The sequence below is a fragment of the Microvirga sp. HS2 genome, from assembly GCF_055792805.1.
Genome location: NZ_JBVVAJ010000031.1, coordinates 36,174 through 58,601, shown reverse-complemented (window position 1 = coordinate 58,601; position 22,428 = coordinate 36,174). Strand labels below are relative to the sequence as shown.

19 protein-coding genes are annotated in these 22,428 nt (G+C 63.6%); 12 read left to right on the top strand and 7 right to left on the bottom strand.

What is annotated here, in order from left to right:
• The first annotated feature begins 131 nt into the window (after nt 1-131).
• Both ACS5Q0_RS21530 and ACS5Q0_RS21525 read left to right on the top strand, forming a co-directional pair.
• A complete protein-coding gene (locus ACS5Q0_RS21530) occupies nt 132-665 on the top strand; it encodes a DUF2497 domain-containing protein (protein ID WP_473128702.1) in 534 nt (177 codons plus the stop codon).
• A 92-nt stretch (nt 666-757) separates the two neighbouring features.
• The gene (locus ACS5Q0_RS21525) at nt 758-3,466 is read left to right on the top strand and encodes a valine--tRNA ligase (RefSeq protein WP_473128701.1); all 2,709 of its coding nucleotides are present in this window, start codon (nt 758-760) and stop codon (nt 3,464-3,466) included.
• 169 nt (nt 3,467-3,635) lie between these two features.
• Here the strand turns inward: ACS5Q0_RS21525 and ACS5Q0_RS21520 are convergent, their stop codons facing one another.
• Nucleotides 3,636-4,913: an Nramp family divalent metal transporter gene (locus ACS5Q0_RS21520; RefSeq protein ID WP_473128708.1), complete on the bottom strand. Its 1,278-nt coding sequence runs from the start codon at nt 4,911-4,913 to the stop codon at nt 3,636-3,638.
• A 342-nt stretch (nt 4,914-5,255) separates the two neighbouring features.
• On the opposite strand from ACS5Q0_RS21520, the gene ACS5Q0_RS21515 reads away from it, so the two are divergent.
• The 5 genes from ACS5Q0_RS21515 (at nt 5,256) to ACS5Q0_RS21495 (ending at nt 9,307) form a co-directional block, all read left to right on the top strand.
• Nucleotides 5,256-7,262: an acetyl/propionyl/methylcrotonyl-CoA carboxylase subunit alpha gene (locus ACS5Q0_RS21515; protein WP_473128700.1), complete on the top strand. Its 2,007-nt coding sequence runs from the start codon at nt 5,256-5,258 to the stop codon at nt 7,260-7,262.
• A gap of 55 nt (nt 7,263-7,317) precedes the next feature.
• Entirely contained in the window at nt 7,318-7,755 is a 438-nt protein-coding gene (locus tag ACS5Q0_RS21510) for a DUF1489 family protein (RefSeq protein ID WP_473128707.1), read from the top strand.
• 24 nt (nt 7,756-7,779) lie between these two features.
• Complete coding sequence (locus tag ACS5Q0_RS21505; protein WP_473128699.1) at nt 7,780-8,028, top strand: hypothetical protein; 249 nt, start codon at nt 7,780-7,782, stop codon at nt 8,026-8,028.
• A gap of 80 nt (nt 8,029-8,108) precedes the next feature.
• A complete protein-coding gene (locus tag ACS5Q0_RS21500; protein WP_473128698.1) occupies nt 8,109-8,465 on the top strand; it encodes a hypothetical protein in 357 nt (118 codons plus the stop codon).
• 131 nt (nt 8,466-8,596) lie between these two features.
• Nucleotides 8,597-9,307: a DnaJ domain-containing protein gene (locus ACS5Q0_RS21495; protein ID WP_473128697.1), complete on the top strand. Its 711-nt coding sequence runs from the start codon at nt 8,597-8,599 to the stop codon at nt 9,305-9,307.
• A gap of 91 nt (nt 9,308-9,398) precedes the next feature.
• Here ACS5Q0_RS21495 and ACS5Q0_RS21490 read toward each other — a convergent pair whose 3' ends face one another.
• Complete coding sequence (locus ACS5Q0_RS21490) at nt 9,399-10,940, bottom strand: SPOR domain-containing protein (protein ID WP_473128696.1); 1,542 nt, start codon at nt 10,938-10,940, stop codon at nt 9,399-9,401.
• 254 nt (nt 10,941-11,194) lie between these two features.
• On the opposite strand from ACS5Q0_RS21490, the gene ACS5Q0_RS21485 reads away from it, so the two are divergent.
• The 4 genes from ACS5Q0_RS21485 (at nt 11,195) to ACS5Q0_RS21470 (ending at nt 14,935) form a co-directional block, all read left to right on the top strand.
• Nucleotides 11,195-11,530 (top strand): phasin family protein, encoded by a 336-nt coding sequence (locus ACS5Q0_RS21485; RefSeq protein WP_473128695.1) that lies wholly within the window; start codon nt 11,195-11,197, stop codon nt 11,528-11,530.
• A gap of 272 nt (nt 11,531-11,802) precedes the next feature.
• Nucleotides 11,803-12,195 carry an ATP-dependent Clp protease adapter ClpS gene (gene clpS / locus ACS5Q0_RS21480; RefSeq protein WP_473128694.1) on the top strand — a complete coding sequence of 131 codons (393 nt, stop codon included), beginning with the start codon at nt 11,803-11,805 and terminating at the stop codon, nt 12,193-12,195.
• A gap of 29 nt (nt 12,196-12,224) precedes the next feature.
• Nucleotides 12,225-14,687 carry an ATP-dependent Clp protease ATP-binding subunit ClpA gene (gene clpA, locus ACS5Q0_RS21475; protein WP_473128693.1) on the top strand — a complete coding sequence of 821 codons (2,463 nt, stop codon included), beginning with the start codon at nt 12,225-12,227 and terminating at the stop codon, nt 14,685-14,687.
• The gene (locus tag ACS5Q0_RS21470) at nt 14,684-14,935 is read left to right on the top strand and encodes a hypothetical protein (RefSeq protein WP_473128692.1); all 252 of its coding nucleotides are present in this window, start codon (nt 14,684-14,686) and stop codon (nt 14,933-14,935) included. Before clpA ends, ACS5Q0_RS21470 begins: the two co-directional genes overlap by 4 nt.
• Before the next feature lie 79 nt (nt 14,936-15,014).
• Here the strand turns inward: ACS5Q0_RS21470 and ACS5Q0_RS21465 are convergent, their stop codons facing one another.
• From ACS5Q0_RS21465 to ACS5Q0_RS21450, 4 genes are all read right to left on the bottom strand, one after another.
• Entirely contained in the window at nt 15,015-17,378 is a 2,364-nt protein-coding gene (locus ACS5Q0_RS21465) for an HWE histidine kinase domain-containing protein (RefSeq protein ID WP_473128691.1), read from the bottom strand.
• A 236-nt stretch (nt 17,379-17,614) separates the two neighbouring features.
• Complete coding sequence (locus ACS5Q0_RS21460) at nt 17,615-18,790, bottom strand: GNAT family N-acetyltransferase (RefSeq protein ID WP_473128690.1); 1,176 nt, start codon at nt 18,788-18,790, stop codon at nt 17,615-17,617.
• Between the two features lie 62 nt (nt 18,791-18,852).
• The gene (locus ACS5Q0_RS21455; RefSeq protein WP_473128689.1) at nt 18,853-19,605 is read right to left on the bottom strand and encodes a glycerophosphodiester phosphodiesterase family protein; all 753 of its coding nucleotides are present in this window, start codon (nt 19,603-19,605) and stop codon (nt 18,853-18,855) included.
• Nucleotides 19,602-20,072: a RidA family protein gene (locus ACS5Q0_RS21450; RefSeq protein WP_473128688.1), complete on the bottom strand. Its 471-nt coding sequence runs from the start codon at nt 20,070-20,072 to the stop codon at nt 19,602-19,604. The genes ACS5Q0_RS21455 and ACS5Q0_RS21450 overlap by 4 nt, the downstream gene beginning before the upstream one ends.
• 235 nt (nt 20,073-20,307) lie before the next feature.
• On the opposite strand from ACS5Q0_RS21450, the gene ACS5Q0_RS21445 reads away from it, so the two are divergent.
• Nucleotides 20,308-21,144 carry a cell envelope integrity EipB family protein gene (locus tag ACS5Q0_RS21445; RefSeq protein ID WP_473128687.1) on the top strand — a complete coding sequence of 279 codons (837 nt, stop codon included), beginning with the start codon at nt 20,308-20,310 and terminating at the stop codon, nt 21,142-21,144.
• Here the strand turns inward: ACS5Q0_RS21445 and ACS5Q0_RS21440 are convergent.
• Nucleotides 21,135-22,412: a DNA polymerase IV gene (locus ACS5Q0_RS21440; RefSeq protein WP_473128686.1), complete on the bottom strand. Its 1,278-nt coding sequence runs from the start codon at nt 22,410-22,412 to the stop codon at nt 21,135-21,137. The genes ACS5Q0_RS21445 and ACS5Q0_RS21440 overlap by 10 nt on opposite strands.
• Nucleotides 22,413-22,428: the final 16 nt, after the last annotated feature.

The following is a 22,428-nucleotide window of genomic DNA, read 5'->3' as shown; positions in this document are numbered from 1 at the left end:
GTTTCGGCCCCGCTTGTTTTCTGCAAGTTTGCGTAAAATACTCATAAAATTCTCAAGAATGAGATTCTAAAAACTCTATTTTACTGGGTGGGGCTATGGGTTCGGCGAACCTGAAGGTTAATGAGCCGTCGATGGAGGATATTTTAGCTTCCATTCGCCGGATTATTTCAGAAGATCACGAGCCGAACCCTCACGAGCCTGAACCATCGCCCCTCCAGACTGTCCTCGACATTGCCGAGCGCCATGTGTCGTTCGCCTCCTACGCCGATGCTTTGCCCGAGCCTGCCGGGGAGGAATGGCCCCTCGCTCAGGACGATTCTTCACGCGAGGAGCGTCCCGCTGCTCGTTTCGGGGCGAATGATGCAGTCCCGGAGCCCATCGGTTCCCCGACGCCGGCGAAGGCACCAGCCGACCAGGCCTTCACCCAGCCCTGCGACCGAAATCCGGCCGAGGCGCTGATGTCCCGTTCGGCGGAGGCGTCCGTCTCCGAGGCTTTCGCTCAACTGGCGGTAGCCCGCGCGGCGAGCCGCTCTCCGACGATCGAGGATCTGATGAAGGAGATGCTCCGCCCCATGCTCAAGGCGTGGCTCGATGAAAACCTTCCTGACCTCGTGGAGCGCCTCGTCCAGGCCGAAATCAGGCGCGTGGCTCGAGGCCAAGCTTGAAGTTTTCGTCCATCGGTTGACTTCCCTCGATCCGTCCGGTTTGTAGCCGTCTTGCTTGCGCGTTTGGCGCGCCAACTGGCCGGTATCACATCATGATGGATAAGACGTTCGACCCCGCTTCCGTCGAAGCCCGCATCGCCACCCGCTGGGAGGAGGCCGAGGCCTTCAAGGCCGGACGGCCCGATCGCAAGGGCGCGGACCCTTATTCCATCGTCATCCCGCCGCCGAACGTCACGGGCTCGCTCCATATGGGGCATGCCCTCAACAACACGATTCAGGACATCCTCTGCCGCTTCGAGCGCATGCGGGGGCGCGACGTGCTCTGGCAGCCGGGCACCGACCATGCGGGCATCGCCACCCAGATGGTGGTCGAGCGCAGGCTCATGGAAAAGCAGATCCATCGCCGCGAGCTCGGCCGTGACGAGTTCATCAAGCGCGTGTGGGAATGGAAAGAGGAGTCCGGCGGCACCATCGTGCGCCAGCTCAAGCGCCTGGGCGCCTCCTGCGACTGGTCCCGCGAGCGCTTCACCATGGACGAGGGCCTGTCCAAGGCTGTCCTCAAGGTGTTCGTGGATCTCTACAGCCAGGGCCTGATCTACAAGGACAAGCGCCTCGTGAACTGGGACCCCAAGTTCCAGACCGCGATCTCGGATCTCGAGGTGATGCAGGTCGAGGTGAAGGGCAATCTCTGGCATATCCGCTACGCCATCGAGGGGAGCCCCGACCGCTCGATCACCGTTGCGACCACCCGGCCCGAGACGATGCTGGGCGACGTGGCGGTTGCCGTGCACCCGGAGGACGAGCGCTACAAGGACCTGATCGGCCGGTTCGCCATCCTGCCGCTGGTGGGCCGCCGCATCCCGATCGTTGCCGATGAATATTCGGATCCCGAGAAGGGGACGGGTGCGGTGAAGATCACGCCCGCGCACGACTTCAACGATTTTGAGGTCGGCAAGCGCCACAAGCTGCCGCTGATCAACATCTTTGGCACGGAGGCGCAGCTCGCGCTCTCCGGCAACGAGGGCTTCCTCGAAGGCCTCGCCGAGACGGAGGACCTCAAGGCGGTTCTCGCTCTCGACGGCCTCGACCGCTTCGAGGCCCGCAAGCGCATCGTCGCCATGCTCGAAGAGCGCGAGGTTCTCGTTCAGATCGAGCCGCACACGCATATGGTGCCGCATGGCGATCGTTCGAACGTGGTCATCGAGCCCTATCTGACCGACCAGTGGTACGTGAACGTGAGGCCGCTGGCCGATCGCGCGCTCGACGCCGTGCGCCAGGGCAAGACCAAGTTCGTGCCCGAGAACTGGGAGAAGACCTACTTCCAGTGGCTGGAAAACATCGAGCCCTGGTGCATCTCGCGCCAGCTCTGGTGGGGCCACCAGATCCCGGCCTGGTACGACGATCAGGGCAATGTGTTCGTGGCGCATTCGGAAGAGGATGCGAAGGCGCAGGCCCGCGCCAAGAACGGCAAGGACGTGGCGCTGAAGCGCGACGAAGATGTGCTCGATACCTGGTTCTCCTCCGCGCTCTGGCCGTTCTCGACGCTCGGCTGGCCGGACGAGACGCCGGAGCTGAAGCGCTATTACCCGACCAACACCCTCGTCACGGGCTTCGACATCATCTTCTTCTGGGTCGCCCGGATGATGATGATGGGCCTGCACTTCATGGAAGAAGTGCCGTTCGACACGGTCTACATCCACGCCCTCGTCCGCGACGAGAAGGGCGCGAAGATGTCCAAGTCGAAGGGCAACGTCATCGACCCGCTCGACGTGATCGAGCAATACGGCGCGGATGCGCTGCGCATGACGCTTTCCGCCATGGCGGCGCAGGGCCGCGACATCAAGCTCTCCGTGCAGCGCGTGGAAGGCTATCGCAACTTCGCGACGAAGATCTGGAACGCGGCGCGCTTCGCCGAGATGAACGAGTGCAAGCGCGTCGATGGTTTCGATCCCAAGGCCGTGAAGGAGACGCTCAACAAGTGGGCGCTCAGCGAATGCGCGAAGGCCATCAACGAGGTCGCCGCCGGCATCCAGGCCTACCGCTTCAACGAGGCGGCGCTCGCGGCCTATCGCTTCGTGTGGAACGTGTTCTGCGACTGGACGCTGGAACTCGCCAAGCCCGTGCTGCAGGGCGCCGATTCTCCTGCGAAAACGGAGACCCGCGCCACCATCGCGTTCATCCTCGATGAGATCTGCAAGCTGCTCCACCCCTTCATGCCCTTCCTCACCGAAGAGCTGTGGGACGTGAAGGGGCAGGAGGGGCCCAAGCGCGAGACGGTTCTGGCGCTGGCGCCGTGGTCCAATCTCGATCACCTCATCGACAGCCAGGCCGAGGCTGAAATCGGCTGGGTGGTGGACCTCGTCAACGAGATCCGCTCCGCCCGCTCCGAGACGAACGTGCCCGCCGGTGCGCAGATCCCGCTCGTGCTCGTGGCATCCTCCGCGGACGTGAAGGCCCGCGCCGATCGCTGGGGCGATATCGTGAAGCGCCTCGCGCGCATCTCCGAAATCTCCTTCGCCGATGCCGCGCCGAAGAGCTCGATCCAGCTCCTCATCCGCGGCGAGGTGGCGGCGCTTCCCCTGGAAGGCGTGATCGATCTCGACGCCGAGCGCGCCCGTCTCGCCAAGGAGATCCAGAAGCTCGAGGTGGAGATCGGCAAGATCGACGCGAAGCTCGGGAACGCGGACTTCATCAAGCGCGCTCCCGAAGAGGTGGTCGAGGAGCAGCGCGAGCGCCGCGATGATGCAACGGCCCGCAAGACGAAAATGGAAGAGGCGCTCGGGCGGCTGAAGGACGCTTGAGTGATCCTTTTTGGACCCTCGTCATCCCCGGCCTTGTGCCGGGGACCCACGTCTTTTCAACGTCGCGGCTCTCAAGGCGTGGATAGTCGGGTCTGATCCCCGGATCGGGTCCGGGGACGCCATGACGGAATGAGTCGGGATGGGGTGACGCGTCTTTCGCATCACCCCATCAGCCTATTACGAAATCCGCCAGCAGCTTCACATTCAGCACCACGATCACGGCCGCGATCACACCGGCGACGGCGGTGAGCCAGCGGGGCGTGACGAGGTCGCCCATCTTCTGCTTCGAGGCCGTCAGCGTAACCAGCGGGATGACCGCGAAGGGAAGCTGAAGGCTGAGGACGACCTGACTGAGGATCAGGAGCCTCGCGGTGCCGCTCTCCCCATAGGCGATGGTCACGGCGGCCGCCGGAATGATGGCGATGCCGCGCGTGACGAGGCGGCGCAACCACGGCGCCATTTTGAACGCGATGAAGCCTTCCATGACGATCTGGCCGGCCATCGTGGCCGTGACCGTGGAGTTCAGGCCGCAGCACAGCAGCGACAGGCCGAACAGCATGGGGGCGATGGCCGTCCCCAGAATGCCGTAGAGCAGGGTATGGGCTTCGCCGATTTCGGCGATCTCGGTGCGGCCGGTATGGTGGAAGGCCGCCGCGGCGAGGATCAGCAAGGATGCATTGATCGTGAGCGCGAACATAAGCGCCACGGTCGAATCGAGCGTTGCGAAGCGCAGCGCCTCGCGCTTCTCGGGAAGGGACTCGCCATAGGCGCGCGTCTGCACGATGCCCGAGTGGAGATAGAGGTTGTGCGGCATCACCGTCGCGCCGAGGATCCCGAGCGCGAGGTAGAGCATGTCGGGGTTGGTGACGATCTCGGTCGTGGGCGCGAAGCCTGCGATGACCGCGCCCCAATTCGGATCGGCCATGGCGATCTGGATGCCGAAGCACACGGCGATCACGCCGAGCAGGGTGATGATGAAGGCTTCGACCCAGCGGAAACCGAGATTCTGCAGATAGAGAATGAGAAACACGTCGAGCGCCGTGATGACGACGCCGATCTCCAGCGGGATGCCGAACAGGAGATTGAGGCCGATAGCGGTGCCGATCACCTCGGCGAGATCCGTGGCGCAGATGGCCAGTTCCGCCAGAACCCACAACCCCCATGCGACGGGCCTCGAATAGGCGTCGCGGCAGGCTTGGGCGAGGTCGCGGCCCGTGGCGACCGCCAACCGGGCGCAGAGCGACTGCAGGATGATCGCCATGACGTTCGAGATCAGGGCCACGGAAAGCAAGGCATAGCCGTATTTCGAGCCGCCGGCGATGGAGGTCGCCCAGTTGCCGGGGTCCATATACCCCACGGCCACGAGATATCCTGGCCCGAAGAACGCCATGGCCCGCCGCCAGGGAGAGCCGGAGCGGACCCGGATCGATCGGTTCACTTCGGGCATCGACGGAAGGTGGGCTTCCTGACGCCAGGCTGCCTTTTGGACGAGGGAAACGGGAGGAGACTGATCCATGGCCTATTCTGCAGTTGCAAGTCATTTGCAAGTAAAAGGTAGCGCGGGTCCGCCCCGTGCGCAAGAGGGCGTTTGACTGGAAGTTCTGGTGGGGGATCCTGGAGGGCGAAGAGCCTGTCCGAATTGAACCTGCGCGGACAGACTCTGACGACGGAGGTTCAGGCTCCCGTTCGCATGATGCCCCAGCGGCACCTGTTCGAAGGTGACAAGCAGCCTAGGTTTTGCTCTAGCTGTTGATCAACCGAACCTGAATTCGGACCGGAAGGGATGACCATGCTCGAGAGTGTCCTCATTGCCAATCGCGGCGAGATCGCCTGCCGGATCATCCGCACGGCGCAGCGGTTGGGGATGCGCACCATCGCGGTCTATTCGGAGGCGGATGCGAATGCGCTCTTCGTGCAGATGGCCGACGAGGCCTACCCGATCGGCCCCGCGCCCGCCCGCGAGAGCTATCTTAAAGTTGACACGATCATCGATGTCGCGAAGCAGGCTGGAGCGGCCTCCATTCATCCCGGTTACGGGTTTCTCTCTGAGCGTGCCGAGTTCGCCGAAGCCTGCGCCGCCAACGGCATCGTCTTCGTCGGGCCGCCTGCTTCCGCCATCAGAGCGATGGGCCTGAAGGACGCGGCGAAGGCGCTCGTGCAGCAGGCGGGCGTGCCCGTCGTGCCGGGTTATCACGGCTCCAAGCAGGATCCCGATTTCCTGCGCCAGAAAGCCTATGAGATCGGCTATCCTGTTCTTATCAAGGCCGTCGCGGGCGGCGGCGGCAAGGGCATGAGGCGCGTCGACAAGGCCGCCGATTTCGATGCCGCCTTGGAGAGCGCGCAACGTGAGGCGCAGAACGCCTTCGGCGATCCGCGCGTGCTGGTGGAAAAGTACGTCCTCTCGCCGCGCCACATCGAGATGCAGGTTTTCGCCGATGCCCACGGTAACGTGGTGCATCTCTTCGAGCGCGACTGCTCGCTCCAGCGGCGGCATCAGAAAGTGATCGAGGAGGCGCCGGCTCCCGGCATGACGCCGGAGATGCGTCAGGCCATGGGACATGCGGCGGTCGAGGCCGCGCGCGCGGTCGGTTATGTCGGCGCAGGCACGGTGGAATTCATTGCCGATGGACGTGAAGGCCTCCGCCCCGACCGCTTCTATTTCATGGAAATGAACACGCGCCTTCAGGTGGAGCATCCGGTGACGGAAGCGATCACCGGGCTCGATCTCGTGGAGCTGCAGTTCCGCGTGGCGTCCGGCGAGACGCTTCCCTTCACGCAGGACGACCTTTCTATCGACGGTCACGCGGTCGAGGCGCGTCTCTACGCGGAGGATCCGGAAAAGGAATTCCTGCCGTCGACGGGCAAGCTCTGGGCTCTGGAATTTCCGGAAGGGGAAGGCATCCGCATCGACACGGGTGTCGAAGCCGGAGCGGAGGTGACGCCTTATTACGACCCGATGATCGCGAAGGTGATCGCCCATGGAGCCACGCGCGACGAGGCGTTGTCGAAGCTCGCCGAGGCGCTCAGTGAGACGGTTGTCGCCGGACCGAAGACCAACACGGCCTTTCTGAAGAAGCTCTGCGAGGCTCCAGAATTCAGGGCAGGGCAGTTCGACACGGGTTTCATCGATCGAAATCTAACTGATCTGCTCCACGGCTCGCACGGGCCCGACCCTGAGAGCGTGTGCCTTGGTGTATTCAGCTTGCTTCAATCTGGTTTGAGCCGAGATTGGAGGAGAGAAACCATGATCGACGAATTCCGCAGATCCCCTTGGATCGTGCCGGATGGCTTTCAGATCGGCCATGCTCGACACCAGCGGTTTTCCATATTGGTTGACGGGGAGCGAGCCGAGGTAGCGGTCGAATGGCCGGAGCCGAGCTCAAAACCAAAGTTTCTGGAAAACGTCGTTCGCTTTGCAGACTGCCGGCTCGAGTTTCTCAAGGATTACGTGCCGCAATCCGGCAGTGGGTTCTATCTTACGGGCACAGGCGTCATTGTCGTGAGAGAAGGGCGGCAGACGCACGTTGCATTCTACGATCCCTTCGACGTCGATCTCGAGCACATGGACGAGGGCGGTTCGGTAAAGGCGCCGATGCACGGCAAGCTCGTGGCCGTGTTCGTGCAGCCGGGAGAGAAGGTCGAGAAGGGGCAGCGGCTCGCCATCGTCGAGGCGATGAAAATGGAGCATGTGCTCGTCTCACCCTCCGATGGGGAAGTTGCTGAGATCGCCGCCGAGCCCGGTGCGCAGGTGGCGGAAGGCGCCCGCCTCATTGTGTTGAAGGCCGAAGGGGAATAGGAGTGCGGCGGAACGCCTGATGGGCGTTTCCCCATCCGCATGGTTCAACGCTGCTATGGCTCTTCATCTCATCAAGCTCTGCGTCGGCTGCGAATCCATCACCGATCTCGAGGAGTGGATCGAGGAGAACCGCGCCCATCATCAGCGGCTCGGGCGCGATTACGAACAGACGCACACCACCCGCATGGTGCCCAAGCGCCTCGAGGAGCTTCTGAGCGGCGGTTCTCTCTATTGGGTCATCAAGGGGCAGGTCGCCGCGCGACAGACACTTCTGGACGTGCGCCCCTTCACCGATGCAGATGGCATCGGCCGTTGTCGGCTCGTCCTGGATCCCAAGGTCGTTGCCGTGGAGCCGCGTCCCTACAGGCCTTTTCAGGGCTGGCGCTATCTGGCGGCGAAGGATGCGCCGCGCGATATCGACGGCAAGGCGGGCGATCTTGCCAAGATGCCCGAGGACATGCGACGGGAATTGGCCGAACTCGGCCTGCTTTAACATATGTGAATCCCGGAGAAGACTATGAGGCTCCCGATTCTTCTCGCATCCTCTCTTCTCATCATGACGGGACCCGCTCTCGCCAAGGAATGCCGCATTCCCGAGCCGAAGCCGGGGCAGGCGCTTCATGTTCCACCGGAATGCAAGGACGTGGCGCGCTCAAAGCCGAAGACCGAGGCATTGAGGAGCGAGCCGGGCGCCTTTGATCTGGGGAATGGCACGACGGTGCGTATCGGAGGTCGCGTGCGGGCTGAAATGGGCTGGCGCCGTTAGACTTTTTTGCTGGGGATCATCTTGGAACCCCGCTGGCTGGATTCGCATTGGCTTTTCAGTTCAGTAGAGTGGAGGTTCCGATGCTCCTGTCCGCATCCGAAGGCCGGCACTGGCGTTATGAAGTCTGTGAGCACGAGGACGGATATCTCGTCCAGATGCGGGATCTGACAACGGGGGAGCTGGACGATGATTTCTCCACGATCTTCCGCACGCTTCCGGTCGCATTCGCCTATGCCGAGATGTCGGCCGCTTACGAACGTTATGCCGCCTGCGAGCTCGAGCAGGTCGAAGACGAGCAGATCGAGATCGACGTGGAAGCCACGGAGCGCCACTTCATCGATCTGAGCGACCGCCTGCACGATTCCGGCATCAACGGCGTGGTCATTCAGGCCTGGGAGCGGGAGAGCCAGCGCGGATCGGCGCGCCTCCTCCACTGAGCCGTCACACACGAATTCCGGTTCTGTCGAAGCCGGTTCCACGAAAGTGGGGCCGGCTTTGTCGTCAAAGAGAGGGTTGACGATTTACAAGCGCCTCGTCCCGGCCCACATCATGTGATGGGAATGGACACATGATGCTGCTTTATGGAATTGCGGCCGCTGCCCTCGTGTGGTGGCTTCTCAAGGTTTTCGCCCGATCGGACACGGCTGCCATCGCCAAGGCCGTGAAGATCGTCGGAGGGATCGCCGCTCTCGGCGCAGCTATGGTGATCGGAGCCAAGGGGCAGGTCGCTACGGCTCTTCTCGTGGGCGGCCTCGGCGCCTGGATGCTGGGCTGGGGCGGATTGCCGCTGCCGGGGCCCTTGAGCCGGTTTCAGAAGGCCTCCGGCCGCTATTCGCGGATCCGGTCCGCCATGATCGAGATGGAGATCGACCATGCGACGGGCGGGGTGGAGGGCAGCGTCCTGGCCGGTGCCTTCGCCGGCCGGCGGCTGTCGAGCCTGGGTCCTGAGAACCTGCGCCGTCTTTACGACGAATGCGGCACCCTCGATCCCGAAGGGGTTCCTCTCCTAGAGGCTTATCTTGATCGCCGGTTTTCCGGCTGGCGTGAAGACGCTCAGGGAGACCGCGACACGCGGACGCGCACTCATGCGCATTCGGGCGTAATGACGAAAGATGAAGCCTATCAGATCCTGGGGCTTAAGCCTGGAGCGAGCCTCGATGAGATCCGACATGCGCATCGCACGCTGATCAAGAAGCTCCACCCTGACCAGGGAGGGACGGCGTATCTCGCTGCTCGCGTGAATCAGGCGAGAGAAGTCCTGCTGGGCCGACATCGCTGATACTCCACGCGCGATCCGGTTTGGATGAGTGCGACGGAGCAAACACAACGCCCGTCGCCAATGATTAGAATGGTAAGAGATTAAAACTTCGTCAGCCGCGGGAGGCGAAGCAGTTCAGGCCGCCCTTCTTCAGCGCCTTGCACGCTTTCTCGGCATCGCCGGATTCCTTGAAGCCGGAGAAGCGGGCGCGGTAGAGGGTGCCGCCGTTGGAGGCCACCTTCTCGGTATAGGGAGAGACCTTGCCGAGAACATTGCCGAAGCGACCGCGGGCGGAATCCAGAATATCCTTGGCCTTGCCCTCGTCGTCCGTCGCACCGAGCTGGATCACCCAGCCACTGACGGTCTTCTTGACCTCGGGCACCTCGGCTTTCAGCGACGCCACCTTGACCGGCTCGACTTGAGCCTGGGCAGAGGGCTTCGCCTCGATCTTGGCCTGCAGGGCGGCCTTCTGGGATTCCGAGATCCTCGGAGGCTGGGCCGGAAGCGCGGCATAGGCCTGGGCATTCAGAGGCAGCGGCTCAGGACCCTTTTGCCAGCGAACGGAGGATGGGGTGGTCGTGGTGCTGGCGCCGGTCGCGGAGGCCACCACCGGACGCAGAGTGTTCAAGTCGAGCGGCTTGCGCTCCGGAACCGGGACCGGCGCGGGAGCCTCGGGGGCTGCGACGGCCTGCGGCGTCGCCGAGGCGACCTGGACAGGAGCAGGGGCGGGAGCCGCATCGGCTACCTGGGTCTGAGCGCCGCGCTCGACGACGGGCGGCGCAACGCGGGCCCCGGCATAGGCGCGCGGCAGATAACTGTCGATGAGACCCGCCATCTTCTGGTCGCGTGAGCCGGCCGAGCGGCCGCCGAGAACCACGGCCACGAGGCTGCGGCTCTCCGTATTGACCGACGTCAGCAGGTTGAAGCCGGAGAGGCGGGTATAGCCGGTCTTGATGCCGTCGACGCCGTTGACCTGGCCCAGAAGCCGGTTGTGGCCCCGGATGGTGCGCTTTCCGAACTGGAAGGAGCGGGTGTCGAAATAGGCGAAATATTTGGGAAACCGGTCCTGGATCGCGCGGCCCAGGATCGAGAGGTCGCGCGCCGTCGTGATATTCGGCGGCGAGTTCGGCAGGCCGTGCGGGTTGTAGAATTCCGAGGAATTCATGCCGAGTTCCTTAGCCTTGCGCGTCATCATGCGGGCGAAGGCCTCTTCGGAGCCGGCGATGTTCTCGGCCACCACGACGGAGACGTCGTTCGCGGAAAGGGTCACCATGGCCTTGATCGCGTCATCCACCTCGATGGTCGAGCCCGGGCGCAGGCCGAGCTTGGTCGGGGGCTGGCTCGCCGCGTATTCCGAGACCGTGAGGGGGGTGTTCAGGGCGATGCGGCCCCGTTCGAGCTGCTCGAACAGCAGATACAGGCTCATCACCTTGGTGATGGAGGCGGGAATGCGCGGGGAATCGATGTTCTCGCCCTGCAGGATCTTGCCGGTCTTCGCGTCCACGACGATGGACGCCGACGGAGGGGCGTAGCCGCCCCCCGAGGAAACCTTGCGGCGCGCGGCTTCAGCGGGAGAGGAGAGGGCTATGGCGGCAGAAGTGACAATACCAATAAACGTCCATGCAGTTCGGCGTCCTACCCAAACCGAAGTCATGCTGAAAAATCCCTGTTGAGTTGGGTCTTTGGCCTCCGCGACCGGTCCTCCAAACGGAGAATGTTGCCGGCGCAACACATCCTTTGACCGTACGGGAGTGGGGTTACGAGGGCGTTAACAGGGATCGTTTCGGATGCACAGCCTATTGTGCAATGCACAAAATTCTTGACAAAATTTGTGCGGTGCACATAATGCATTTCGTAACTGCTCATCGGCACTTGCCGCCACTAAACGCCTTATAGTCGAGGTTAACAATGATTCAGCCGTTCGCAAACTTGCAAAAGTTTGGCCAGGAGAACCTGGACGCTGCCATCAAGGCCGCGGGTGCCTTCTCCAGCAATGCCCAGGCGATCGTCAACGAGACCGCCGAGTTCGCCCGGAAATCCTTCGAATACAATTCCGACACCTTCGAGAAGCTGACCGGCGCCCAGAACGTCGAGAAGGCGATCGAGGTGCAGACCGCCTATGTGAAGGGGGCTTACGAGAGCCTCGTGGGCCAGTCCACGAGGATGGGCGCGCTCTATACCGCGTTGGCGACCGAGACCTTCAAGCCCTTCGAGGGCCTGCTGTCCAAGGCAGGGAAGGCCTGAAGCCGAGCCTGATCGCCTCATCAGTCCTGAATGGAGCGCCCGGTCACCATGCCGGGCGCTTTGCGTTTGGGGGGCGCGGGGAAGCCGCGCCTCGGGAAGAGCCTCGCGGGGAGCGAGAAGATGTCGCGGTTTTCAAAGCCGGTTCGGGCTCCCATCTGGTTGATCTAGCGAACCGAACGGAGCGACTATACATTCGACTCATGGCGCCGCGGCCTGGCGAACATGCAGGGCGCGGTCCAAAGGGCCAATAACAAGGGGTCGGTCGAAATATCATGCTGCGGTTAGCTCAGGACAGTCTGATCCGGACGAAGCGGTTTCCACTCTCCGCTGCCGGCGGGTCACAGCCCCCTGGCGGCGACGATGATGGCCGCTCGAACACCGCCATCATCACAAAAGCTAAACCGCGCACGAAACGGCCGAACCTTTACCGCGTTCTTCTCTTGAACGACGATTATACCCCGATGGAGTTCGTGGTGCATGTGCTGGAGCGTTTCTTCAATAAGAACCGCGAAGATGCGACCCGGATCATGCTTCATGTGCATCAGAACGGCGTCGGGGAGTGTGGAGTTTTTACCTACGAGATTGCGGAGACCAAGGTGACCCAGGTGATGGATTTCGCCCGTAAGCACCAGCACCCTCTGCAATGCGTGATGGAAAAGAATTAGCCGAGACCCGTCTCATAAAGGACAAGCCGTTGCCGAGCTTTTCTCGCAGTCTGGAACAAGCCCTTCACCGAGCTCTCGCTCTCGCGGGTGAGCGCCGACACGAATATGCAACCCTCGAACACCTTCTCCTTGCACTGATCGACGACCAGGATGCGGCCGCCGTCATGCGGGCCTGCAATGTCGATCTCGAAGTCCTGCGACGGAACCTGGTCGATTACGTTGACAGCGAGCTCGCCAACCTTGTCGCCGACGGGCGCCAGGATTCCAAGCCGACGGCTGGTTTCCAGCGCGTGATCCAGCGGGCCGTGATCCATGTTCAGTCGTCGGGGCGGGACGAGGTGACAGGTGCGAACGTGCTCGTCGCGATCTTCGCCGAGCGCGAGAGCCATGCGGCCTATTTCCTGCAGGAGCAGGACATGACCCGTTACGATGCCGTGAACTACATCAGCCACGGCATCGCCAAGCGTCCCGGCCTGGCGGAGAGCCGCTCGCCGCGCGGCACTGAGGAGGAATCCCCCAGCGAGCGCCCGACCCAGGACGAGTCCGATGCGCGCGGGAAGAAGAAGGGCGATGCCCTCGAGTCTTACTGCGTCAACCTGAACAAGAAGGCGAAGGAAGGAAAGATCGACCCGCTCATCGGCCGCGAGCCCGAGGTGCAGCGCACGATCCAGGTCCTCTGCCGCCGCCAGAAGAACAACCCGCTCCTCGTCGGCGATCCCGGCGTCGGCAAGACCGCCATCGCGGAGGGCCTCGCCCGCAAGATCGTGCAGGGAGAGGTGCCGGAGGTTCTCAAGGGCGCGACGGTCTTTGCCCTCGATATGGGCACGCTGCTCGCCGGAACCCGCTATCGCGGCGACTTCGAGGAGCGCCTCAAGCAGGTGATGAAGGAGATCGAACAGCACCCGAACGCGATCATGTTCATCGACGAGATCCACACGGTGATCGGCGCGGGCGCCACCTCGGGCGGCGCAATGGACGCCTCGAACCTGCTCAAGCCCGCGCTCGCTCAGGGAACCCTGCGCTGCATCGGCTCGACGACCTACAAGGAATACCGCCAGTATTTCGAGAAGGACCGCGCCCTCGTCCGCCGGTTCCAGAAGATCGACGTGAACGAGCCGTCGCTTCCGGATGCGATCGAGATCGTGAAGGGCCTGAAGCCGTATTTCGAGGACTTCCACAAGCTCAAGTACACCAACGACGCCATCAAGGCGGCGGTGGAGCTGTCGGCCCGCTACATCAACGACCGCAAGCTGCCGGACAAGGCGATCGACGTGATCGACGAGACCGGCGCGTCCCAGATGCTCCTGCCCGAAGGTCGCCGTAAGAAGACCATCGGCATCAAGGAGATCGAGGCCACCATCGCCACCATGGCCCGCATCCCGCCCAAGACCGTGTCGAAGGACGATGCGGAGGTGCTCGAGCACCTTCAGGAGACCCTGAAGCGCGTGGTCTATGGGCAGGACAAGGCCATCGAGGCGCTGTCCTCCGCCATCAAGCTGGCCCGCGCGGGCCTGCGGGACGCGGAGAAGCCCATCGGCTCCTACCTCTTCGCCGGCCCGACCGGTGTCGGTAAGACGGAGGTGGCCAAGCAGCTCGCGGCTTCGCTGGGCGTCGAGCTCCTGCGCTTCGACATGTCGGAGTACATGGAGCGGCATACGGTCAGCCGCCTGATAGGCGCGCCTCCCGGCTATGTGGGCTTCGACCAGGGCGGTCTTCTGACCGACGGCGTCGACCAGCATCCGCATTGCGTGCTCCTCCTCGACGAGATCGAGAAGGCGCATCCGGATCTGTTCAACATCCTGCTCCAGGTCATGGATCACGGGAAGCTGACGGACCACAACGGCAAGCAGGTCGACTTCCGTAACGTGATCATCATCATGACCACGAACGCGGGCGCCGCCGACATGGCCCGCCCGGCCTATGGCTTCACCCGCACCAAGCGTGAGGGCGAGGATACGGACGCGATCAACAAGCTCTTCACGCCGGAATTCCGCAACCGTCTCGATGCGGTCATTTCCTTCGGTCACCTGCCGAAGGAGGTGGTGCAGAAGGTGGTCGACAAGTTCGTCATGCAGCTCGATGCCCAGCTTGCGGAACGCAACGTGTCCATCGAGCTCACGGACGAGGCTCGCGACTGGCTGGTCGAGCACGGTTACGACGAGGCCATGGGCGCCCGCCCGATGGGCCGTCTGATCCAGTCCACCATCAAGACGCCGCTGGCGGACGAGGTGCTGTTCGGACGCCTGAAGAGCGGCGGCGCGGTCAAGGTCGTGGTCAAGACGGACGAGATCGGCTTGCAAAGTCTCGGATTCGAGTATGTCGAAGGCCCGATCAAGCCGAAGCCGGAAAAGGACGTGACGAACGCAGGCAAAAAGAAGCCTCGCGCGAAGTCGTCCTCAAAGGCAAAAAAGTCCGTGAAACCAAAAGGATCCGGTGGTAATGGGGGCGGAGGTATCCGCACCGTTCCCAAGGTTCCGTTGGTTAGAGCATGACGAGTGAGCTGAATCAGGCCCCGATCGAGGCCACCCGGATCATCGAGCCGACGCCGAAGCTGTCCTGGCGCGAAAAGCGCGAGCGCCGGCGGCGTCGGCGGGTCTGGTTTGAGGAAATCCTCGCCTGGATCCTCGTGCCGGCCATCCTTTTCGGGTGTTACTGGCTTCTGAATGCGGGCCTGGCCGCCATGGGGTCCTCTCCCGAGGCCGTCATGGAAGGTCTCAGGACTCTCACGGACGCTCTCTGAGACTTTAGAACATCAGAATAGCCGATCCCGGGCGCGGACCTCAAAAGGTCCGCGCCTTTTTCGTTGCCGGGGCGGGCTCCTATTCCAGCGGCGCGTTCACGACGCATGTCACGCCCGAGGGCAGGAAGCTGATCTCGGCCTGGCCGTTCAGATCTTGAGCGAGGCTGCGCTCGATGAGGCGGGTGCCGAAACCCCGGCGCGTGGGAGCGGAGACGGGCGGGCCGTCCTGCTCGCGCCAGGCGAGATGCAGGTGCGGCTTGTGGCTCTTGTCCTGAAGCGACCACCCGATGCTCACGCTCCCGGAGGCATCCGATAGGGCGCCGTGCTTGACCGCATTGGTCGCGAGCTCCTGCAGGGCCATGGAGATGGCGAGGGCCATGCGAGGCGAGAGGCGTATATCCGGTCCGGAGGCCCGAATGCGGTCCTCCCGGTCGTGCCGGTAAGGCGCAATCGCCTCCCGGATGATCTCGCCGAGGCTCGCGCCGCCCCAGTTTTCCCGGGTGAGCACGTCATGGGCTCTCGACAGGGCGAAGAGGCGGGCCTCGAGGGCGGAGCGGGCGGCGTGGGGCGTATCGGCGTTGCGGAGTGTTTGCGACGCCACCGACTGGACCGTGGCGAGCGTGTTCTTCACCCGGTGGTTCAGTTCGTTGATGAGAAGCTGCTGGTGTTCCTCCCAGCGTTTGCGGTCTGAGATGTCGAGCACGATTCCGCGGGCCTGGACCGGACGGCTGCCGCCATCCCTGATGTACTCGCCGCGGCCATTGAGCCACCTGACGGTCTGGTCAGGCATGAGCAGCCGCAGGGTCCAGTCGAAGAAATGGACCGCAGGATCGTTCAGCTCGTCGCGGGTTTTGCTCTGGATCTGTTCGAGATCGTCCGGGTGATAGCGCGCTCGAAGATCGTCGAGGGTGAGGATCCGATCCTCCGGATACCCATAGAGCTGATTGAAACGGGGCGACGGCTTGACCTGTCGCGTGACGAGGTCGATCCCGAAGATCGCGAAGGAACCAGCATCGAGGGCTGAGCGCAGCTCCATCTCGCGCTCCCGTAAGGCTTCCTCCGCCTTCTTCCGGTCCGTGATGTCCAGGATGACACCGATGGTTCTCACCGGCAGGCTGTCGGGCCCGGGGATCATTTCGCCGCGCATCAGAAACCATCGCAGGGCCCCGTCGGCGCGATAGAAGCGATATTCCACCTCGAAGAAGCGGTTGGATCGGTTCAACGCCTCGTGGGCAGCGGCCACGATGAGGTCGCGGTCTCGCTGGTAGTAGCGTTTGCGCACTTCCTCGATGTTCAGCGGAGCGCCCGGCGCGTAGCCCAGCAGGCGGTTCAGCTCCGGACTCGTGCGAAGGCTGTCCGTGGCGGTCTCATGCTCCCATACCGCCATGCGGCCCGCATCGAGAGCCAGGCGCAGATGGCTTTCGCTTTCGCGCAGGGCCAGCTCGGCGTGGGTGCGCTCGATCGCATTCCACGTGCGCTCGGCCACATCCCGCGCCAGGATGGCCTCGCCTTCCGTCCAGCGCCTGGGATGCGGCTCGTGAACGTAGAACAGCGCCTTGAGACGCCCTTCCTTCATGAGGGGGACGACGATGAGTGCGCGCGTCCCGACGCCGCCCCACATGGCCGAGCAGGTGGGACCGGCCCGGGGATCGTTCAGGCAATCATTGACGATGATGGGCGAACCGGCGCGAAGTTCCCCGATGAGAGCGGGCCCGAACGCGTCCAGGATCCGGCTTTCGCCGGCAAGGCTTGCGACCGTGCCGTCGGTCCAATCCTGGTGAATTCTCGCGATCTTGAGCGTTTCGTCGATCTCGGCATAGCCGGCTCGCGCCGCCTGAAGATATTGCCCGAGCATTCCGGCGGCGATCGCCATCACGTCGGTCGGATCGGTCAGGCTCCTCAGCCGGTCTCCCAGTTCAAGGAGGAAGGCGAGGCGTTGGTCGTTCGCCACCTGCTGCGTGGTTTCGACCACGACGGCGAGAAACCCTCCGGTTCTTCCGAAATCGTCGAACAGGGGTGAGAAGGAGAACGTAAAATAGGCCCGTTCCTCGTAGTCGTGCCGGCTGACGACAAGGGGCAGGTTCTCCTGATAGGTGGATTCACCCGCCAGCGCCCGTTCGACGAATGGGGTGACCTCGTCCCAGATATTGGCCCATGCCTCCCGAAGCGGGCTTCCGAGAGAGGCCGGATGCTTCCCGCCCAGGATGGGGGCGGCCGCGTCATTGTAGAGCAGGCAGAGATCGGGTCCCCAGGCGATGAACATAGGGAATTTAGAGGGAAGGGCGAAGCCGAGGGCCTGTCGCAGAGCGGCCGGCCAGCTTGCCGGATGTCCGAGAGGCGAGCACGACCAATCGCGCCCCTGCATGGCGGCGTCCACCACTCCGCCCACGAGAACCGGAGCTTCGGGAGGAAGTGCTTCGCTGGCGTGTTCCGGATGGATCATGCGCGATGGACTTCGAAGGCGGCGGGCCGCCGAAATGCCGCAGGCCGCGCCGACCGGCGAAGGGCCGGCATTCCTTCGGCATGGCTGCAACAATCGCCCGGTGTCGTTTCGATCAAGGTCGAACTCCCGCCCACAGGGTCAAGATGGGGGCTGTGACGGAACTAGGGTGCCCTTTCGTCCAAAGGAGCCCGATCCATCAAAACCTATGGAGAAGACGGCTTCCCGGGTGAGGGGGCCTACTCCTTCGGGGTATGCCTGAAGGGTGTCTCGTCGGAGAGTTCCTCGACGGTCTCGGAGAGATAACGGCGCTCCTGCTCGAGATACGCCTGAATCGCCTTGCGTAAGGACGGGTCGGCAATGTCGTGGGCCGAGGATGTGATCACCGGCCTGTAGCCGCGCGCGAGCTTGTGCTCTCCCTGCGCGCCCGCTTCCACGCGATCGAGCCTGCGCTCGATGGCGAACGCGATGGCTTGGTAATAGCAGACCTCGAAATGCAGGAAGGGGTGATCCTCGATGCAGCCCCAGTTGCGCCCGTAGAGACGCCTGTCGCCGATGAAATTGATGGCGCCCGCGATATAGCGGCCGTTGCGCTTGGCCATGACGAGCAGGATGCGGTCGGACATGCGCTCGCCGACGAGGGAGAAGAAGCGGCGGTTGAGATACGGGCGGCCCCATTTGCGCGAGCCGGTATCCATGTAGAAGGCGAAGAACGCATCCCAATGCGCTTCCGTGATCTCACTCCCGGTGAGCCACTCGATGGAGATGCCGTTCGCGAGCGCGTCGCGCCGCTCGCGCCGGATCGCCTTGCGCTTGCGGGAGGCGAGCGCTGCCAGGAAATCCTCGAAGCTGCCATAGCCTTCGTTGAACCAGTGAAACTGCTGATCGTCCCGGCGCAGGAAGCCTTGGGCCGTCAGGGATTCCAGGTCGCTCTCCTGGAGGAAGGTGGCATGGATCGAGGAGGCCCCGATCTGATCCCGCAGGGCTCGCAGACCCGCAACGAGATGCGCCCGCACGAACTCGGCCTGCGCACCGTGCGGCACGAGCAGGCGGGGGCCGGTCACCGGTGTAAAGGGCACGGCCACCTGGAGCTTCGGGTAGTAATGCCCGCCGGCGCGCTCATAGGCGTCCGCCCAGGAATGGTCGAACACGTACTCGCCCATGGAATGGGACTTCACGTAGCAGGGGGTGGCGCCCAGGAGCTGCCCGTTCTCATCCTCGACCAGCACATGCACGGGCGCCCAGCCGGTCTTCGGCCCGACGCAGCCGGAATCTTCGAGGGCCGACAGAAAGGCGTGGGACACGAAGGGATTGAACGGGTCGTCGTCGCCCGATCCCGTCCGGAGCGCGCAGGCATCCCAGGCGGTGGCTGCGACCGCTTTCAGGCCTTGGGCGATTTTGATCTGGAACGTCACTGAATGGAAGGATCCCGCCGTTCGGGCCTAGAGCTAATCACTCGGCGGGATCCCTTCAATAGTTAGGGAATGAACCCTTCGAAGACCATCTGATCGGCATGCTTCTCGGCCTTGGCGCGGTCCTCGGGATTGCGCACGGTCCAGGTCATGACGGGCAGGTGGCCCAGGAGCCTGCTGAGATAGGTCGAGGCGCAGGGCAGATCCTTCACCCGCCAGGACAGGAAATGCGGCTGCGTCTCTTCGAAATGCAGCAGGTTCGCCATGCGGTGCTTCTGCTCGGGAGAGAGGAAGTTGTCCGCCTTGGACGCATATTCCAGCTCGCCGATGAAGCCGCGCGTGATGTTCGGGGCATTCTGGCGCAGATAAGCCACGATGTCGGGGTCGAAGGACTTCACCACGAACGGACCGCTGTAATCGGCCAGGATCTCGATCACGCGCTTCGTCAGGCGCATGTCGCCGTTGAACTTGCTCTTCACCTCGATCACCAGCGGGGTGCGCCCGGCGATCCTGGCAAGATAATCCTTCAGGGAAGGGATCTTGTCCCCGCCGAGAGTGCCGGAAATTCCGATCCCGGTGAGGGCTGAAAGAGTACGTTCGGCCACGAATCCCGTCTCGCCCGTGACGCGGTCGAGCTCGAAGTCATGAAAAACCACGACGTCGTTGTCCGCCGTCAGCTGAACGTCGAGCTCGATCGGAAAACCGCGGGCGATCGCCGCCTCCGCGGCCGAGATCGTGTTCTCGATGATGCCGTTCGCTTTGTCGTGGAGGCCGCGATGGGCGATGGGCTTCGCGACAAGCCAGCTGGGCGTATTCATTTGACTTCGAACATTCCTTCGACTTCGACGCAGGCATCGAGCGGCAGCTCCGCAACGCCGATGGTGGAGCGGGCATGACGGCCCGCATCGCCGAGCACCTCGACCATGAGGTCGGAGGCGCCGTTCATCACGGGCGCGAGGGCGGCGAAGGTGGGAACGGTGTTGATGAACCCGCCGAGGCGCACGCAGCGCACGACGTTGTCGAGGTCGCCGACCGCGGCCTTCAGCTGCGCTAGCAGGTTGATGGCGCAAAGGCGCGCGGCCTGCTGGCCGACTTCCGGCGAAACCTCCGCGCCGAGCTTGCCCTTGTGGGCGTCGGCGAGCTTGCCGTCCTGCCCGAGGCAGAGCTGCCCGGAGATGATGACCAGGTTGCCGGTGCGAACGAACGGTACGTAATTCGCAACCGGAGCGGCGGGAGTCGGCAGGGTGATGCCGAGGTCCTGAAGTTTTTTGTCGACTGCGCTCATGAGAGCCCTCTGCTGTAACAGTGTGGGGATTAGTGGCGGATGACGCTTAAGGACGCAAGCCGGAACATTGCCCTGTCCTCAAGGTGCTCCTATTTTCGCGTAGCGTACCCGGCAAAAAATGGCGGGGCCGGTTTTCGGCGCCCGGCGATGCGCCGCTCGAAAGGCGAGCGTCGGACGGATTCCAAAGGCGGACGATCGACCTTGGGCCGGTTTCTTGGCGAAGTTTGGAGATGACATGCGTTCCCTCATGATGGCCACCGGCCTTTCCTTCGTCATGGTTACCTCCGCCATGGCGGACATTGCGAAAACACCTGTCCATCTTATCCCGCACAGGGCCGTGTACGACCTGTCTCTCCTGCGCTCGGAGGGGGCCAAGGGCGTGGAGGCGGCGAGGGGGCGGATCGCCATGGAATTCGGCGGCGACGCCTGCGAGGGCTACACCCTGAAATACCGTCAGGTCACGGTGCTCGACACGGGCGAGGCGGGCTCGCGCACGCTCGACACGCAAACCGCGACTTATGAGACGGGTGACGGCCTGTCGATGCGCTTCAAGAGCACCTCGACCTCGCAGGGGCTCGTTCGGGACGGTGTCGACGGCGACGCCCAGCTGCGGCCCGACGGCTCGCTCAACGTCCGCTTCAAGCAGCCGCGCAACGACAGCTTCGCGGCCACGGGGCAGCCGATCTTTCCGACCGATCACATGAAGCGCCTGATCGAGATGGCGCGCAAAGGCGAGCGCACCTATTCCGCACGGGTCTATGACGGGTCGGACGACGGCAAGAAGGTCTATGAAACGCTGAGCGTCATCGGCAACAAGATCGAGCCCGGAGCGGAGGACAAGGTGGAAGCGCCCGCCCGTCAGGAGGCCCTTGCCACGGTTCCGCGCTGGCCGATGACCATCAGTTATTTCGAGGAAGGCAAAGCGGACCGGGAGCCTGCCTACACGATCTCGTTCGAGCTTTACGAGAACGGGATCGCCCGCGCTCTGAAGATCAATTACGGGGAATTCGCCCTGAAGGGTGATCTCAAGAGCCTGGAGATTCACCCCATCGCGAGCACCTGTCAGCGCTGAGGCTTGTTGCGCAGGGCGATCCCCTTCTGAAGGGCCGCTGCGCCGAACTTGTCGCGGATCCGGTCGATGGCGGATTCCATCTGAGCCTGCCGGATCACGCTCTGGTCGGCGAGATCGCCGCGATCCGCCTCGGCCGCGTCGCACAAATCGGCAGCGCCGATCCCGATGAGGCGATAGGCGGTCCCGTCGCAGGCCGCCTTGAGGAGCTGCCGGGCGGGCTCGAACAGACGTGCGGCGAGCTGCGTCGGCGCCATCCCGGAACGGGTGCGGGTGAGAAGGCGAAAATCCTTGTCTTTCAGCTTCAGGGTGACGCTGCGTCCGGCAAGCCCCGCCGTTTTCAGGCGACGCGATACCTTTTCCGACAGGCGCCAGAGAACGGGCTCCAGTTCGTCGAAGGATCGGAGATCCGTCTCGAACGTGGTCTCCGCCGAAATGCTCTTGGTCTCCCGGTCCGGCGTCACGCGCCGCGTGTCCTCGCCCCAGGCGAGCCGCGACAGGCGTTGCGCGTCGCGGCCCAGGGCTTCGAACAGGGTTTTCAGGGGCACCTCCCGCAGATGGGCGATCTGTGTGACGCCCACCTTGGCGAGCCGCGCCTGGGCCGAGGCGCCGATGCCGGGAATAAGGCCGACGGGCTTGTCCGCGAGAAAAGCCGGAGCCTCCTCACGCCCGATGATCGCGAAGCCGCGGGGCTTCTGGAAATCGGAGGCGATCTTGGCGAGGAACTTGTTGTAGGACAGCCCCACGGAGATCGTGATCCCGATGTCGTTCTCCACCTTGTGCGCGAAGCGGGCCAGGGTGAGGGCAGGGCTTCCGTGGTGGAGGCGCTCCGTTCCCGTCAGATCCAGGAAGGCTTCGTCGATGGAGACCGGCTCGACCAGGGGCGTCAGTTCGAGCATCAGCGCGCGGACCTCATGCCCCGCCTTCCGGTATTTTTCCCCGTTCGGCGGGATCACCACGGCGTGCGGGCAGAGCTTGAGGGCCTGGAACATGGGCATGGCGGAGCGCACGCCGTAGGTGCGCGCCACATAGCAGGCCGTCGACACGACCCCGCGCTTGCCGCCGCCGATGATCACCGGCTTGTCCGCGAGACCGGGGTCGTCCCGCTTCTCCACCGCCGCGAAGAACGCATCGCAATCCACGTGGGCGATGGAGAGGCGGTCACGCTCCGTGTGGCGCAGGAGGCGCGGCGAACCGCAGGCCTGGCACCGCTCCGCCAGAGGCGAGGCTGCGAGGGTGAGGCAATCGCGGCAGAACGGGGCACTGCTCATGGTCGAGGGCACCTGA

Coding starts and splice junctions, on each gene's coding strand:
- ACS5Q0_RS21530 (WP_473128702.1), top strand. CDS start 132: ATGGAGGATATTTTAGCTTCCATTCGCCGGATTATTTCAGAAGATCAC.
- ACS5Q0_RS21525 (WP_473128701.1), top strand. CDS start 758: ATGATGGATAAGACGTTCGACCCCGCTTCCGTCGAAGCCCGCATCGCC.
- ACS5Q0_RS21520 (WP_473128708.1), bottom strand. CDS start 4,913: ATGCCCGAAGTGAACCGATCGATCCGGGTCCGCTCCGGCTCTCCCTGG.
- ACS5Q0_RS21515 (WP_473128700.1), top strand. CDS start 5,256: ATGCTCGAGAGTGTCCTCATTGCCAATCGCGGCGAGATCGCCTGCCGG.
- ACS5Q0_RS21510 (WP_473128707.1), top strand. CDS start 7,318: ATGGCTCTTCATCTCATCAAGCTCTGCGTCGGCTGCGAATCCATCACC.
- ACS5Q0_RS21505 (WP_473128699.1), top strand. CDS start 7,780: ATGAGGCTCCCGATTCTTCTCGCATCCTCTCTTCTCATCATGACGGGA.
- ACS5Q0_RS21500 (WP_473128698.1), top strand. CDS start 8,109: ATGCTCCTGTCCGCATCCGAAGGCCGGCACTGGCGTTATGAAGTCTGT.
- ACS5Q0_RS21495 (WP_473128697.1), top strand. CDS start 8,597: ATGATGCTGCTTTATGGAATTGCGGCCGCTGCCCTCGTGTGGTGGCTT.
- ACS5Q0_RS21490 (WP_473128696.1), bottom strand. CDS start 10,940: ATGACTTCGGTTTGGGTAGGACGCCGAACTGCATGGACGTTTATTGGT.
- ACS5Q0_RS21485 (WP_473128695.1), top strand. CDS start 11,195: ATGATTCAGCCGTTCGCAAACTTGCAAAAGTTTGGCCAGGAGAACCTG.
- clpS (WP_473128694.1), top strand. CDS start 11,803: ATGCTGCGGTTAGCTCAGGACAGTCTGATCCGGACGAAGCGGTTTCCA.
- ACS5Q0_RS21470 (WP_473128692.1), top strand. CDS start 14,684: ATGACGAGTGAGCTGAATCAGGCCCCGATCGAGGCCACCCGGATCATC.
- ACS5Q0_RS21465 (WP_473128691.1), bottom strand. CDS start 17,378: ATGATCCATCCGGAACACGCCAGCGAAGCACTTCCTCCCGAAGCTCCG.
- ACS5Q0_RS21455 (WP_473128689.1), bottom strand. CDS start 19,605: ATGAATACGCCCAGCTGGCTTGTCGCGAAGCCCATCGCCCATCGCGGC.
- ACS5Q0_RS21450 (WP_473128688.1), bottom strand. CDS start 20,072: ATGAGCGCAGTCGACAAAAAACTTCAGGACCTCGGCATCACCCTGCCG.
- ACS5Q0_RS21445 (WP_473128687.1), top strand. CDS start 20,308: ATGCGTTCCCTCATGATGGCCACCGGCCTTTCCTTCGTCATGGTTACC.
- ACS5Q0_RS21440 (WP_473128686.1), bottom strand. CDS start 22,412: ATGAGCAGTGCCCCGTTCTGCCGCGATTGCCTCACCCTCGCAGCCTCG.